Source organism: Kitasatospora sp. NPDC056446, from assembly GCF_042796115.1.
In the GTDB taxonomy this organism is placed as follows: Bacteria; Actinomycetota; Actinomycetes; order Streptomycetales; family Streptomycetaceae; genus Kitasatospora.
This window is the reverse complement of record NZ_JBHTRF010000128.1, coordinates 1-13789: the sequence shown is the minus strand read 5'-3', so window position 1 is coordinate 13789 and position 13789 is coordinate 1. Positions and strand designations below refer to the sequence as shown.

Annotated in this window: 19 protein-coding genes; 11 read left to right on the top strand and 8 right to left on the bottom strand. The window is 71.0% G+C overall.

What is annotated here, in order from left to right; translation table 11 throughout:
- The coding region (locus tag ACFQ6N_RS39060; RefSeq protein ID WP_380658900.1) for a hypothetical protein at window positions 1-266 on the bottom strand (266 nt) is incomplete at its 3' end.
- A 14-nt stretch (window positions 267-280) separates the two neighbouring features.
- Window positions 281-706, bottom strand: a complete 426-nt coding sequence (locus ACFQ6N_RS39055; RefSeq protein ID WP_380658899.1) for an ATP-binding protein — start codon at window positions 704-706, stop codon at window positions 281-283.
- A 277-nt stretch (window positions 707-983) separates the two neighbouring features.
- On the opposite strand from ACFQ6N_RS39055, the gene ACFQ6N_RS39050 reads away from it, so the two are divergent.
- The 6 genes from ACFQ6N_RS39050 to ACFQ6N_RS39025 all read left to right on the top strand — a co-directional run bounded on the left by ACFQ6N_RS39050 (window position 984) and on the right by ACFQ6N_RS39025 (window position 4281).
- Complete coding sequence (locus tag ACFQ6N_RS39050; protein WP_380658898.1) at window positions 984-1814, top strand: Scr1 family TA system antitoxin-like transcriptional regulator; 831 nt, start codon at window positions 984-986, stop codon at window positions 1812-1814.
- Complete coding sequence (locus tag ACFQ6N_RS39045; protein WP_380658897.1) at window positions 1811-2002, top strand: DUF397 domain-containing protein; 192 nt, start codon at window positions 1811-1813, stop codon at window positions 2000-2002. Before ACFQ6N_RS39050 ends, ACFQ6N_RS39045 begins: the two co-directional genes overlap by 4 nt.
- Before the next feature lie 288 nt (window positions 2003-2290).
- Window positions 2291-2752, top strand: a complete 462-nt coding sequence (locus ACFQ6N_RS39040) for an NUDIX hydrolase (RefSeq protein ID WP_380658901.1) — start codon at window positions 2291-2293, stop codon at window positions 2750-2752.
- Window positions 2753-2939: 187 nt separating this feature from the next.
- Window positions 2940-3305 (top strand): hypothetical protein, encoded by a 366-nt coding sequence (locus ACFQ6N_RS39035; RefSeq protein ID WP_380658896.1) that lies wholly within the window; start codon window positions 2940-2942, stop codon window positions 3303-3305.
- Window positions 3306-3556: 251 nt separating this feature from the next.
- On the top strand, window positions 3557-3751 hold the full coding sequence (locus tag ACFQ6N_RS39030) for a DUF397 domain-containing protein (RefSeq protein WP_380658895.1): 195 nt from the start codon (window positions 3557-3559) through the stop codon (window positions 3749-3751).
- A 326-nt stretch (window positions 3752-4077) separates the two neighbouring features.
- On the top strand, window positions 4078-4281 hold the full coding sequence (locus ACFQ6N_RS39025; RefSeq protein WP_380658894.1) for a DUF397 domain-containing protein: 204 nt from the start codon (window positions 4078-4080) through the stop codon (window positions 4279-4281).
- Between the two features lie 228 nt (window positions 4282-4509).
- Here the strand turns inward: ACFQ6N_RS39025 and ACFQ6N_RS39020 are convergent, their stop codons facing one another.
- On the bottom strand, window positions 4510-5166 hold the full coding sequence (locus ACFQ6N_RS39020; RefSeq protein WP_380658893.1) for a TetR/AcrR family transcriptional regulator: 657 nt from the start codon (window positions 5164-5166) through the stop codon (window positions 4510-4512).
- A gap of 178 nt (window positions 5167-5344) precedes the next feature.
- On the opposite strand from ACFQ6N_RS39020, the gene tgmA reads away from it, so the two are divergent.
- Together tgmA and tgmB are read left to right on the top strand one after the other, a co-directional pair.
- Window positions 5345-5659 carry a putative ATP-grasp-modified RiPP gene (tgmA, locus tag ACFQ6N_RS39015; RefSeq protein WP_380658891.1) on the top strand — a complete coding sequence of 105 codons (315 nt, stop codon included), beginning with the start codon at window positions 5345-5347 and terminating at the stop codon, window positions 5657-5659.
- A complete protein-coding gene (gene tgmB / locus ACFQ6N_RS39010; protein ID WP_380658890.1) occupies window positions 5656-6624 on the top strand; it encodes an ATP-grasp ribosomal peptide maturase in 969 nt (322 codons plus the stop codon). Before tgmA ends, tgmB begins: the two co-directional genes overlap by 4 nt.
- A gap of 377 nt (window positions 6625-7001) precedes the next feature.
- Here tgmB and ACFQ6N_RS39005 read toward each other — a convergent pair whose 3' ends face one another.
- From ACFQ6N_RS39005 to ACFQ6N_RS38985, 5 genes are all read right to left on the bottom strand, one after another.
- On the bottom strand, window positions 7002-8180 hold the full coding sequence (locus ACFQ6N_RS39005; RefSeq protein ID WP_380658889.1) for a methyltransferase domain-containing protein: 1179 nt from the start codon (window positions 8178-8180) through the stop codon (window positions 7002-7004).
- Window positions 8181-8183: 3 nt separating this feature from the next.
- A complete protein-coding gene (locus tag ACFQ6N_RS39000; protein ID WP_363605038.1) occupies window positions 8184-8327 on the bottom strand; it encodes a hypothetical protein in 144 nt (47 codons plus the stop codon).
- Window positions 8328-8463: 136 nt separating this feature from the next.
- Window positions 8464-9690 carry a helix-turn-helix domain-containing protein gene (locus tag ACFQ6N_RS38995; RefSeq protein WP_380658888.1) on the bottom strand — a complete coding sequence of 409 codons (1227 nt, stop codon included), beginning with the start codon at window positions 9688-9690 and terminating at the stop codon, window positions 8464-8466.
- Between the two features lie 138 nt (window positions 9691-9828).
- Complete coding sequence (locus ACFQ6N_RS38990) at window positions 9829-10884, bottom strand: LD-carboxypeptidase (RefSeq protein WP_380658887.1); 1056 nt, start codon at window positions 10882-10884, stop codon at window positions 9829-9831.
- Entirely contained in the window at window positions 10881-11465 is a 585-nt protein-coding gene (locus ACFQ6N_RS38985) for an ArsR/SmtB family transcription factor (protein WP_380658886.1), read from the bottom strand. The genes ACFQ6N_RS38990 and ACFQ6N_RS38985 overlap by 4 nt, the downstream gene beginning before the upstream one ends.
- A 57-nt stretch (window positions 11466-11522) precedes the next feature.
- Between ACFQ6N_RS38985 and ACFQ6N_RS38980 the strand changes: the two genes are divergently transcribed.
- The 3 genes from ACFQ6N_RS38980 (at window position 11523) to ACFQ6N_RS38970 (ending at window position 13571) form a co-directional block, all read left to right on the top strand.
- Entirely contained in the window at window positions 11523-12497 is a 975-nt protein-coding gene (locus tag ACFQ6N_RS38980; protein WP_380658885.1) for a S41 family peptidase, read from the top strand.
- Window positions 12498-12587: 90 nt separating this feature from the next.
- The gene (locus ACFQ6N_RS38975; protein ID WP_380658884.1) at window positions 12588-13118 is read left to right on the top strand and encodes a GNAT family N-acetyltransferase; all 531 of its coding nucleotides are present in this window, start codon (window positions 12588-12590) and stop codon (window positions 13116-13118) included.
- A 141-nt stretch (window positions 13119-13259) separates the two neighbouring features.
- Window positions 13260-13571 (top strand): hypothetical protein, encoded by a 312-nt coding sequence (locus tag ACFQ6N_RS38970; RefSeq protein WP_380658883.1) that lies wholly within the window; start codon window positions 13260-13262, stop codon window positions 13569-13571.
- Window positions 13572-13789 lie beyond the last annotated feature (218 nt).

The following is a 13789-nucleotide window of genomic DNA, read 5'->3' as shown; positions in this document are numbered from 1 at the left end:
TTGGGCACGTCGAACACACCGAGCGCTTCGAGGAGTTCACCGGTGTCCGTCTCGGAGTTCGGGCGGGGATCGGCCAGCAACGCGTCATGGCAGTCCGCCAGACGACGGGCCGCATCGGCAAGCGGGACGCCCAAGGCCAGACACACCGCCCGGGCGGACGGCAACGGGCGGCGACTGCGACGCGCAAGCAGGGCGTAGGCAGTGGCAGGGGTGTGACCCCGGGCCAGGGCATGCCGGGCGAGCGCGAGCAAGGAAGGCTGCTGCATGGGGAATCGATCTCTCAGCCGGCGGTGAAGTAGGAGGGGGCGACGAGGGCCCAGACGAACTTGCCGATCCCGCCGGAACGGGGACAGCAGCCCCAGCGCTCCGCGAGCGCGTCGACCAGGAACATCCCGCGCCCGCACTCGTCGTCCGGCGAGGAGGACCGCACCGAGGGCCGCCCCGACCCGGCATCGTGCACCTCGATCCGCAACCGGTCACGCACGAGCGAGAAACGCACCTCGATCCGCCGATCATCGGGAGCATCACCGTGCTGGACAGCGTTGGCGAACAACTCACCGAGCAGCAGTTCGGCGGTGTCGCGGTACCGCTCCCCAAAGGGCAGGCCGGCGAGGTAGGCGCGCAGCAACTGCCGCGCCAGGGGCGTGAATTCGGTCCGCGAGTCGAGCCAGGCGGCGAACGCACGGGGGCGGTGGGTTTTGAGCATGGCAAGGCACCTCAGAGGACAAGTGGAGGAGCAGGAGAGAAGCGCGCAATCACGCCATGCGCGCGGATGACCGCATTCCGGCCTCAAGGGTCCGGGGTGTGGAGGTGCGGTGGCGCTTGACCAGGTCCTTCAGCTTCGGCGGTGCACCTTCCGAGGGCTTGCACGTAGCACCTTCACTCCGGTCCGTAGTGCTACGACTACCCAGAGCGCCCACTGTCCTCTAGGATTCAGAGCGATTCAACTTGTCCACGCTGTTTGATTGGTAGGGCGAACCGCCTTGAACAAACGTGAACTTGATCCCCAGGCCTCCCCTGCAGCGGAGTTTGGGGCGCTCCTCCGCACGTCGCGCGAGGAACGGGGGTGGACGCAGGAACACCTTGCAGGGCTGGTTGGATGCACGTCGTCGCACATCTCGGCCCTTGAAAATGGCCGCAGGAAACCAACTCAACCGATTTCTGCTGCTCTTGACAGGGCATTTGACACATCGCAGGCAGGCACGTTCAAGCACAAGGCCAGCGACGTCAAGTACAGCGCACTGTTGGAAGGGTTCGCCCAGTTCGTCGTCCAAGAGCGTAGGGCTGTTGAACTGCGGCTCTTTGAACTTGGCATCGTGCCGGGCTTGCTACAAACGGAGGAGTACGCAAACGCCATTGCAGCCGGTGCCGTGCGTCGGAGGAGCATCACGCAGGACCAGGCAGATGAACGGGTGCAGGTCCTCATAAACCGTCAGATCACCATGCGCCGGGAGCCGCCACCGCTGGTTCACGTCGTGATGGACGAGAGCTGCATCCGTCGGCCCGTGGGCGGGAATGCCGTGATGGCGGCCCAGCTCGACCACCTCATCGAGTTCACCCGCGAGCCCACTGTGCGGCTTCAGATCGCCCCCTTCGCGCTCGGCGAGGACAGGGCTTTTGATCTTCCGGTGTCCATCCTGACGTTGCCGGACCGGTCGCTGATCTCCTACGCCGAGAGCGCACACCAAGGGCGCCTGGAGCGGGATATCAACGCGGTAGCAGCTGAGCTGGCGGACTACTATCAGCTGCAGACGCATGCCCTTTCACAGGCGGACTCGGTGGCGATGATCCGCGAGCTACGGAGGCAACTATGACCCTCGACTGGTTCAAGTCCAGCTACAGCAGCAACGGCGGACAGTGCATCGAGGTATCCGCCAGCATCCCCGGCCTCGTCCCGGTCCGCGACTCGAAAAACCCCGAGGGCCCCACCCTGGCCTTCCCCGTCGACACCTGGTCGAGCTTCGTCACCGCCGTCCGCTCCGGCGAGTTCGGCGACGTCTGACGCACCGTACGCCCTGCCGCCTGAGACCCCACCGCCCACAAGCGGGCAGTGGGGTCTCCTGCCACCGGCTTCGGGCACCAAGGCGCCGGATGAGTCCGGCCATCGTCGTGCGGGCTGTGCCGGATGCGACCCCGTACCGCTGCATGAGCTCAGCCTCGCTCGGCACGACCGAGCCGGGAGCCGGAGCGCCCGGCTCGATCTGCGAGCCAAGGTCGGCCGCGATCTGTAGGTACTTCGCTGTGGCCGACGAGGCCACCTCACTGTCCGCCGTAGTCCTTCAGGGCTCCTATCCTCCTGCACATGAGTGACAGCGCCGGGAAGTCCCAGCCAACGCCGCTCCACTCGGTGTCCGTGGCGGGAGTGGTGGTGCACGAGGACGGCCGGGCGCTGGCGATCCGCCGAGCCGACAACGGGACTTGGGAGCCGCCGGGCGGCGTGCTGGAGGTCGCGGAGTCCGTCGAGGACGGCGTGCGCCGCGAGGTCTACGAGGAGACCGGGGTCAAGGCCCGCGTGGAGCGGCTGACCGGCGTCTACAAGAACATGAGCCGAGGGATCGTCGCCCTCGTCTTCCGCTGCCGGCCGGAGGGCGGGGCGGTGCGGCTCTCGGACGAGTCGGTCGAAGTCGCCTGGCTCACCCCCGCCGAGGTCTCCGAACGCATGGCCGAGGTCTATGCCGTACGTGTCCTGGACGCGCTTCGGGACGAGACCGCACCGAGCGTCAGGACCCACGACGGCCGACACCTGCTGTGACAAGAACCCGCCCGCCGGGGACGGGAAGGTCCAGCACCTCCACAAGACCTGGGACTACCGACCGTTCAACAGTGCGCGGGAAGTCGGTCCCGCCGACTTCCCGCGCAAGGTGCTCAGGCCGTTTTGCGCACCCGCTGACGTTGCCGACCACCCCGAGCAGGGCATGACCCTGCAAGGGAGGCTGCCCGTGGAATGGAAGGTGTTCGGGCGTCGGCAGGTGTACGGGAGCCCGTGGGTCGAGGTCTGGCTCGACGACGTCGACATCCCCGGCACCGGCCGGATCGACCACCACGTCGTCCGCTACCCCCGCGCCTCGACCACCGCCGTCGTCACCGACGAGGCCGGCGACTTCCTCCTCCTCTACCGGCACCGGTTCATCACCGGCTGCACCCGGATCGGCGAACCCGAGGACGTATCCGAGGCGACCCGCGTGGAATGGATACCGGAAGCCGAAGTAGTCCGCCGGCTGACCAACGGCGAGATCGCGGACGGACCGTCGCACACCGCCCTCTCCTACTACCCCGGCCCGCACCGACTCGCGCGACGCCCCTGACCGGAGGAACCGACATCGCGATCGAGGCCGAACTCAAAGCAGTCGTCCGCGACCCCGAAGACCTCCTCGCACGACTGGAGGCCCAGTACGGCGCCGGACCGCGCCGAGGCCTACCGCGACACCTACCAAGGGCGCCCGGAGTGGGATATCAACAAGACGGCGGCCGAGCCGACGGCCTACTGCCGGCCACAGACGCACGCCCTTTCACAGGCGGACTCGGTGGCGATGATCCGCGAGCTCCGGAGGCAACCATGACCCTCGACTGGTTCAAGTCCAGCTACAGCGGTACGAACGGCGGCGACTGCATCGAGGTAGCCCCCGGCGTCCCCGGCCTCGTCCCGGTCCGCGACTCGAAGAACCCCGAAGGCCCCACCCTGGCCTTCCCGGCCGAGGCCTGGGGCTCGTTCGTCACCGCCGCCCGCTCCGGCGAGTTCGGCGACGTCTGACGCACCGTACGCCCTGCCCGAGGCCCCCACTGCCCGCAGACGGGCAGTGGGGTCTCATGTACAGGCCCGTGAAAGCGCTCCGAGGCGGACCCGGACCGCACCGCGCGGGAAGTCGGCAGAACCGACTTCCCGCGCGCGGACTCAGGCCGTTTGCGCACCCGATGACGTTGCCGACCGCCCCGAGGAGAATCAGAAGCGGGGCTTCCTCGAACACGATCGGGGAACACCGGCCGCGCGGGCAGGTACGTACGACCACCTCCAGGTCGAGGCGATGGCCCGGGCATTGAGCATCGAGTTCATTCGAGAAGTACGGAAGGGTTTTGATCATGGATGACCTGCGCAGCGCCACGTGGCGCAAGAGCTCATACAGCGCCCAGCAGGGACAATGCGTCGAGGTGGCACTCGGGTCCCCCGCCCAGGTACCGGTCCGCGACTCAAAGGACCCCGAGGGCCCCACCCTGGCCTTCCCGGCCGACGCCTGGTCGAGCTTCGTCATCGCCGTCCGATCCGGCGAGTTCGGCGACGTCTGACGCACCGTACGCCCTGCCCGAGACCCCCACTGCCCGCAGACGGGCAGTGGGGTCTCCTGCTGCTACTTTCAGGCATCGAGGCAGCCGACGGGTTCGGCCGCCGTCGTGCGAGCCGTGCCGGATCAACGACGTCGACATCCCCGGCACCGACCGGAACGGAGACCAGCCCGCCGGTGCCAGGGGCCGTCGGGCGCAGAGTCGCCGTGTGCCCGTCCGGCCGACTGAGCGCTATCCGTCCGCCGGATCGGCGGGGGGCAGATCGTTCCGCGGGCTTCGGCCGTACACCGCCTGCCGATCGGTCGGGACCTCTGGGTACACCGCGTCCAGCAGACTGCGGACAAACCGATCGGGGCTGTCCAGGCCGGCGGCTGCCAGCGTGCGGGGGCCATTCGACAGCAGGTGGAGGATGGCGCCGTGCAGGGCGAGCGTGACGCTGGCGGCCCGCTGCGGGGTGACGGGAAGCCCCGCAGCCCGCTGGGCCAGTTCGAAGCCCGTGAAGTCGGCGGTGGCGATCTGGTCGAGGGTCGCTGACAGCGGGGGCTTGCGGGCGGCCTCGGTCCGCAGTTCCAGATACGCGAGCATCCGGGGCCGGCCCGGCCCGGCAAGGTTCGCGAGCAGCCCGCTGAACATGGCTACCAGGCCCTCGCGGTCGGTGGGCCCCGCTTCGGAGGCCGCCACCTGCGCCATTGTCGCGTGGTACTGCTTCACGCATCGATCGGCCACCGCGTGCAGCAGGGCATCCCGGGTCGGGTAGTAGTTCTTCGCGGTCCCCAGTGGCACGCCGGCGGCCGCGTCGACGGCCCTGTGGGTCAGGCCGCGCCCGCCGGCCTCGGCCAGCACCTCGACAGCCGCGTCGCCCAGCAGGCTCCGACGATCCTGATTCACAGTCAATTCTCCTTGTTCGCAAGCGCCTTGTTTACACTACCCCAGGTGTGGTACCACAATTGTGGTAGTCGACTACGCGGCATCGAGCACCGACACGCCGCCGCGACCCGCCCACGGCCTCCGCCCAGGCAGAGGGAGTGCCATCCGTACGAGCAGTCGGAAGAATGGGAGTCGGACGATGGAAACGCGAGACCACGGCGCGCCCTGGGGCACCACCCGCATGGCGCCGTACGCCGAGACCGACCTGGTTTCCCTGCCTACCCCGGTGATCGACCCCGAGACTCAGATCGCCGTGATCATCGACGGAGCCGGCCGCATGGTCGAGCTCGGCGACCACCTGGCTGTCAGCAGCCCCTCGAACTCCACGAGCACCAACGTCAACAGCAGCACGCAGAACAGTACGAGCACCAGCGGCCCGGACAGCTACGACTCCGACGACAACTCGGATTCCGATAACAACTCGGACACGGATCAGGACCCCAGCAGCTGGTGACGGCAGAACCCGGCGGGCCGGTGCTGGTACTGACCAACCACCATGACGTGACCGCCGACGTGGTCCTGCGGATCCTCGCGGAACGCCGTGTCCCGGCAGTCCGTCTCGACCCCGGCGTCGACCTGCATGCGGGTGCCGCGTTGACCACCACGTATCGCACAGGCGATCAGCGTGGCACCTTGCGCACGCCGAGCCGGGAACTCGACCTCACCGGAGTCCGCTCCGTCTGGACACGCCGCCCCTCGCCCTTCCAAGGGCCGAGCGAACTGGACGAACAGGACCGCCGGTTCGCCGGATCACAATCCCTGTGGGGCGTCGGCGGCATCCTGGCGTCGCTCCCCGGAGCCCACTACGTGAACCACCCGTGGAACAACCGGGCGGCGGAGTACAAGCCGGCCCAGCTCGCCACCGCACAGCGCAGCGGCTTCTCGATCCCCAGCACCGTGATCACCAACGACCCTGACACGGCACGGGAGTTCGTCTCCCATCAGGGCGGCCCAGTGGTCTACAAGCCGTTGTGGAACACCCCGTACAAGGTTGACGGCCAGGCGCAGCAGGTGTGGGTGCGGGAGGTGCGCGCGCACGAGATCACCGCTGCGGTGGCCGCCTGCCCCCACCTGTTCCAAGTCAAGGTGGAGAAGGCATTCGACGTACGGGTCACGGCGGTGGGAAACCGGCTGTTCGCGGTCCGGATCGACAGTCCCGATCTCGACTGGCGGCAGCGCCAGTCCCTGATGCAGTGCAGTCCGATCGACGTCCCCGCCCGGGTCTCGCGCTCGGTATCGGCCTATCTCACCACCTGCCGACTCGCCTTCGGCGCGTTCGATTTCGCCGTCACGGCTGCTGGTGACTGGTACTTCCTTGAATGCAACCCCAACGGACAGTGGGCATGGCAACCCGACTCGATCACCGAATCGATCGCCCTCGCTGTCGCCGACCGACTTCAGAAAGGCCCCGAAGCGTGAACCGGCTCGCCGGACTCCGCGCAGGCATGGTCCCGGCTCGCTGCCGCCGGCGCTGGACGGGGCCTGCCGCCTGACGACCGGTCGCGCCCAGGTGAACCAGCCAGCAGGTGGGTGAGCCGGGCGACCTGACGACCGCGCTGTACACGGACGCGGTACGCCGCAGACCGCACCTGCCCCGGAGGCCGGGCCGCCGGCCACGCCCCGGCCCCTGCTCGCAGCGCGCGGGACGTCGGCTGGCCCCCCTTCCCGCGCGCGAACTCCCGCCGTCTGCCCACCCGATGACGTTGTCGGCCACCCCGAGCGGAACCAGGGTCGGCCACGGGGAGCCGTGAGGGCGGCGGCGGACTCCCCCGGCCCCGCCGGCGGTCGTCGCCCCGTCAGCCCTGCCGAGGGACCGGGAGCTCCGGGGAGTCGAGCCAGGCCGTCCGGCCCTCGGGGGTGACGGTCAGTCCGAACCGCTCGTGGCCGGGGCGGCCCCGGTCGTCCCACCAGCAGTAGGCGGCCTCCACTTCGTCCCAGAGCCGGCGCGGGCCGGACTGGTACACCTCGTACTCGGTGCGGTCCCGCACGTAGTCGGCGGACGCCCACGACTGCCTGTCCCGGCTGTAGAGCCACAGCGTGTACGCGCCGTCCTCGTAGCGCTCGGCCCGCCAGAACGCCCCCGGCACGCCGAGCCCGATGACGAACTGCCGGAACCAGTTCCCGGTGTCCCACGGGGACAGGGCGGTGACGCTCCTCTCGGCACCGGCCGGCCACTCCACCCCGTGCAGGTAGTCGTCGAACGGCGGCCGCTCGGTGCGCTGCTGACGGATGCGCATGAACGCCGAGCCGCCGGTGAAGGTGCCGACCGCCCGGGTCCCGTCCCCGTTCACGGTGAGCCGGACGATCTGCTCCCCGCCGTACTCGGTCCCGAACGGCGCGACGATGACCGCTCCGGGGGCCGACTGCTCCAGCCACGCCGGAGGGATCTCCAGCACCGAGCAGGTGGCGATGATCCGGGAATAGCGTGCGCCCTCGGCCCACCCCTGCCGGCCGTCGCCCTCGACCACGGTCGGCGCGAGCCCGGCCCGCTGGAGGTTCTCCCGGGCACCCTGCGCCACCGCGGGGTCGTACTCCACCGTGACCACGTTGGAGCCCCCGACGCGGTGCGAGAGGAGTCCGGCGTTCCAGCCCGTGCCGGTCCCGATCTCCAGCACCCTGTCCCCCGGGCGGACGTCCAAATCCCGGAGCATGGAAGCCACCATGGTCGGCATGGAACCGGAGGAGGTCGGGGTCGTGCCGAGCCCGTTCCCCTGGTGCTCGCCGTCGTCCCACTGGGTGGTCAGCGGGATGTCCGAGTAGACCGCCCGCTCCCACGCCCCGGGGTCCGTCGCACGGTCCACGAGGGGGTTCTGCCTGGTGCCGTCCGCGATGCCGGGCCAGATGCGGTCGGGGACGAACAACTCGCGGCGCACGGCCGTGAACGCCGGGAGCCACTCCGACGAGAGTGCGCCGCCGGCCACCAGTGCGGAGGCGAGCCCCTGGGGGCCCGCCTCGTCGTGCGTCTCGCCGGTCACCGACTACTTACCGCCCGCCGGGTTCTGGCCGTCCGAGGTGTTGCCGCCCTCGTCCGAGCCGCCACCACCATGGCCGGAGCCCTTGTTGCTGTCGTCCTGCTGCTTGCCGCCGTCACCCGAGCCGGTGCCGCCTCCGCGCTTGCCCATCTCGATACCTCCGTGCTGGTCGGGCCAGACAGGTCGTCGCCTGCCGGGTGACAGTCGAATGCCCGTCACATCCCCGGGAAGGTACGGGCACTCGAGAACACGGAGGGGTACAGCGTGTACCCGTAACCCTATCGAGCTATGCCGCTACACCCAGTGACTCCGAGAGGGCCACCGCGGACGCCTTGAGTGGCCCCTTGGCGGTCTTCTCCAGCTGGACCGCAAGGGCTCGGGCGCCGGGAACGAAGCGGACGCCCTCGGGGGTCAACCTCGCGGCCTCGCCCAAGTAGTGCACCGCTGCGGCAGTCTCCTTCTTCAGATGGTGGCTGTACGCGACGTCCAGCAGCAGGCGGGACCGCCGTTCCAGGCTGCCGATCGTCTGCGGGTCGATCGTGTCGGCCTTCATGAGGGCTTCGCCCGGCTTGGCCAGGCCCACGGCGATGGAGACCGCGTGGACGTGGACGTTGCTCTCGGCGAACGCCGACTGCGGGTGCCAATAGCCGGCAGGCAGCCTGTTCGCCGCCCTCCCCGCCTCGTCGAGGTGTCGACCGGCCGGCCCCGACTGCCCGTCAAGGCCGTAGCTGCAAGCGATTTGGAGGTGGAGCTGCCCGTACGCTGCCACCACCTCCGGCTTTCCGTCCTCCAGCAGCGGGCGGATCACGTCCAAGCCCAGCTCTGCCGTACGGACGGCCTCCTCGGTGAATCCGGCGGCCCTCTGCCCGATGCTGACCGTCCAAGCCCCCAGGGCCAGGCTCAGGGGCTGGTCGGCGTCCTCGCCGGCCGCCCTCGCCCGGTCAAGGGCAATCCAGTACAGTTCCGGCTCGCAGATGTGGGCGAGCATCCGCTGAACCAGTCGGTACAGATCGCCCATGGCTGCCTGCGCCTGGCGGCGTTGCACTCCCGTGACGACCCGAACCGTGGCGTGAGCGGTGCGGATCAGATCAGGGAGGATCGCCCCCACCGCCGTCCGCTGGTGCCGGTCCGTGTGCCAGAGGAGCCAGGCCTGCTCGACCCGCCCCCTGAGTTCCTCCGGGGTGGCCACTGTTGCCGGGGCCGGTTGGAACGCGGCGGTGTGCATGGCGTCCCGGATGAGCGGTACGGCCGGGTGGCTGAGCTTCCCGGTGTCGGTGACGGGAAAGCTGACGTCCGCCCCGGTCAGCACGGAGAGGTTGTCGACGTGGAGCACCTGGGCGAGCTTGTTCAGCAGCGTCACGTTCCGCAGCTCGCGCTCACCGGTCTCGATCTTCTTCAACCACTCGACACTACGACCCACCAGCCCGGCCACTACCGCGCGCGATTTGCCCTGCCGCTCCCGGAGCATCCGAATTCGCTCACCGGTGGTCAACTCCGCTGGAAAATCGGTCATGCCGCCCACTCCCCGAACGCACCGAGATGTGATGGCAGCGTACCCGCCGTCTGCCGTCCGGCACCTGGGGGCCGCAGGCTTCTCCTCCTTCTCCTCGGCACCGGTCGGACCTCCTCGGACGCTCACAACTCCGTACCCTCACCCGGCCGGTGGGGTCGGCGGGGGCGGGACCATCGCCGGTTCGAGCAGGGACAGGGTCCGCCGGCCCGCGTCGAGGCCGGCGCGGATGCCGACCGGCAGGGGCAGGTTCGGGCCGGCGTGCCCGAACCCGACGTTGCCCAGGACGGGGATGTCACGGTCGCCGAGGACGTCGAGGACGATCTCGCGCAGGGTCGGGGACGCGCCGGGCTCCAGTCCGCCGATCTCGCGCGGGACGCCCACGACCATGCCGGCGATCCGGTCGAGGATGCCGCTGTGCCGCATCACCTGGAGGTAGCTCCACACGTACGAGGCGAGGCCGCCCATCTCCTCCCAGAACAGCACCGCGCCGTCGAAGCGTTCGGGCGCCAGGGCGAAGGGCGTCGCCTGCGCGAGCACGATGCGGTTGATCACCCCGCCGATCAGCGGGCCCTCGGCCCGGCCGGGGCGCCAGCACTCCCATGACGGGCTCGCCGGGAGTGCGCCGATCGCCTCGGTGCCGGTCAGCAACTTCGTGTAGAGCGCGGCGAGTTCTGCCTGGCGCGCGGCGGGCGCGGACTGCCAGGCCTCGCCGAAGCCGGGGACGGCCATGTCGGCGTGGAACCCGACCAGGCCGGTGCGCGCGTGGAGCGCCAGGTGCAGCAGCGAGATGTCGCTGTAGCCGAGGATCGGCTTGGGGTCGGCCCTGACCGCCTCGACGTCGATCAGGTCGAGGTAGCCGAGCACGCTCTGGCCGCCGTCGCTCGCGACGATCGCGCGCACCTCGGGGTCGCGCAGCAGGCCGTTGAGCTCCCCGGCGATCTCCGCCGGCGTGCCCGCGCTCCACCAGTGGCCGCGTCCCGCTCGGAGGAGCGGGGCCCGGCGCACCCGGAAGCCCAGCCGCCGGAACAGGGCCACCGTCCGCTCGACGTTGGGCTCGTGGGCCTCCGCCAGCGGACCGGACAGCGAGGCGATGACGACGAGGTCGCCGGGCCTCAGGGCACGCGGCCGGAGCAGCTGCGGCGGTCGGGGCGGCTGAGGCGGTCGGGGCGGTGCGGGCGGTGCGGAACCGGTCATGGCGCCAGTGTCGCCGGTGCCTCCGGCGGGGTCACCCGACTTTCGGCGCTGCCCCGGACCGCCCCGGGCCGCCCCGGCGCGGGCTGCTGCTGGTAGAGCGTCACCAGGAGGCCGTGCACCGGCTCGCCCTCCGGGTCCTCCTCCGTCCCGTCGACCAGTGCGGCCAGCGCCTCGGCGAGCCGCGCCGCCTTGGCCGGGCCGAGCCGCAGGTGGCGCAGGGTGAGGAGGTGGTCGGCGGGTGAGCGGTCCAGTTCCTGTGCTACGGCGCCGAGCAGCGCGGCCGTGCCCTCGGCCTGCGGTTCGTCGACGCGGAGGCGTTGGGCGGTGCGCCGGTAGTACTTCTCGGTGCCGCCGCGCACCCGTCGCGTTCCGGCGTCCTGGACCAGGCCCGCCTCGCACAGCACCCTGAGGTGGTGGGAGACGCTGCCCTTGTTGGCTCCCAGCTGTGCGGCGAGCCGGCTGATCGTCGAGGGCCGGGCGCTCAGGGCCCAGAGCAGGCGCTGGCGCAGGGGGTGGGCGAGTGCGGTGTGCTGCATGGGCGTGCTGATCCGCTGGACGTCTTCGTCTGGTTGGTGGCTCACCGAATCAAGCGTTAAGTACGGTTGACGCTTTGGCAAGCCGCTGGTCTACTCCCTGCCATGACCTCCACCACCTCACCGGACGCGCCGACCTCACCGGCCTCACCGGACGCGCCGACCTCGCCGGCTGCCCCGATCTCGCCGGACGCGCCGGACGCCGTCGCCGTCGTCGAGTCGATCGCCGCCCTCGTCGGCGAGAACTACGTCTTCCCCGACGCCGCCCGGCAGTTGGCGGCCCTGCTGCGACGCCGCAGCGCCGAGGGCTCCTACCGGGCCCGGTCCGCCGAGGAGTTGGCCGACGCGGTCACCGCTGACCTGCGGTCCGTCAACGGGGACCTGCACCTGGCCCTCAAGTACCACGCCGTGCCGGTGCCGCCCGAGCGGGGCGCGGCGGCACTGGCCGCGATGCGCAGGCAGTTCGACGCCTCCCTGGGCGGTGTGCCGCGCGTGGAACTCCTCGACGGCGGCGTCGCGGTCCTGGGGATGGCGCCCCTGTTGTTCCCGCTGGACTGGGCGGCGCAGCCGCTGGCGGCGGCGCTCTCCCTGGTGGCGCCCGCCCGGGCCCTCGTCCTGGACCTGCGCGCCAACGTCGGCGGCGATCCGGACACGGTCGCCTTCGTCTGCGGCTACCTGCTCGACGGCCGTACCCACCTCAACACCATGCTCTCGCGGCAGGGGGAGGCGGCCGCGCAGTCCTGGACGCCCCCGTTCGTCCCGGGTGCCCGCTTCGGCGCCGACAAGCCGCTCTTCGTGCTGACCAGCGGGGACACCTTCTCCGCGGCCGAGGAACTCGCCTACGACCTGCAGCAGCTCGGGCGCGCCGAGGTCGTCGGGGAGGCCACCCGGGGCGGCGCGCACCCGCGCGAGGGCTGGACGGTGCACCCGCACCTGGAGCTCAGCGTGCCCGTGGCCCGCGCGGTCAACCCGGTCTCGGGCACCAACTGGGAGGGCACCGGCGTGCGGCCCGACGTGCCGTGCGACGCGGACGCGGCGCTCGACCGCGCGCTGTCCCTGGCCGTGGCACGCCTCGCCTAGGCCGTACGCCCGCACCCCCGTACGCCCGGGCCCCCGTACGCCCCCGCCGCCCGTCCCGCCGCCGCCCGCAGACATCCGGAGAGCCCCCGCGTGACCGTCGAACCGCGCCACCACACCGCCCTGGCCCCCGAAGCCCGCCGCGACCTGCTGGACGTGTACGCCGACGTGCGCGCCCCGCTCCTGCACCTGCCGAACTACCGCGCCGACGTGTTCGCCGAACGCCTCGACCGGCACGCCGCCGAACCCGGCTTCGCACTCGTCCTCGGCTACGACGGCGACCTGCCCATCGGCTACGCCTACGGCAACACCGTCACGGCCGGCGACCCGTACTGGAAGCGCATGACCGAGCCCCTCCCGGACGGATTCACCGACGCCCCGGTCCTGGCCCTGCGGGAGATCGGCGTCCGCACCCCGTGGCGCGGGACCGGAGCCGCCCGCCGCATCCACGACGCGCTGCTGACCGGCCGCACCGAGGGCCGCGTCGCGCTGATGGTGAACCCGCTCGCCGGGGACGGGAAGGTCCGGCGCCGCTACGAGGCCTGGGGCTACCGGGAGTTCAACGCCCAGGCGGCCACCGCGGACTCGCCCCGGCTGGCCGCGATGATCCGCCCGACCCGCTGACCCCGCCGGACGCCCCCGCTCCCGCTCCCGCTCCCGCCCCTGGACGCCGGGCCCGGGCCGAATCCCGGTGACACCCGGGCGCCGACCGGGGAGACTGGCGCGCGGCAGGCAACCGGCGGGCGGGAACGGAAGGGGCCGAACGTGGCACTGGCGAAGAAGGGTTCACGCCGCATCGTCGTCGACGGCGTCGAGTACCGCTGGCGGCTGAGCAGCAGGCACTGGTGCTGCGACTACGACCCCAGCACCCTGGGCTACGCGGTGGAGGACGCGGAGCGCCCCGGGACGACGCTCGTCGTGGAGACCGGCCGGCCCTCCGTCTTCGAACCGGGCCCGACGCCGGCCGAGCTCGTCCTGCCGCGCGAGGTCGCCGCGGGCATCCGGGCCGCGCGCTCGGACGGCTGGACACCCCGCCGCGACGGCTCGCCGTTCAAGCTGCACTTCTCCGCCGTCTGACCGGGCGTGCCGCGGCCGGGGGCGTGCCGTCGGAATCCGACCGGGCGCGCACCGATGAGTTCCGGCGGTCCGGGCGGTCGGAGTGGGCAGGTATCCCGCTCAGCCGGAGGAGTTCAGCATGCGCAAGGTGGTCCTGACCGAGTTCCTTTCCCTCGACGGTGTGGCCGAGGCCGCGAACGAGTTCTGCGTCGACTGGGACAACGGGCGCGCGGGAAGTC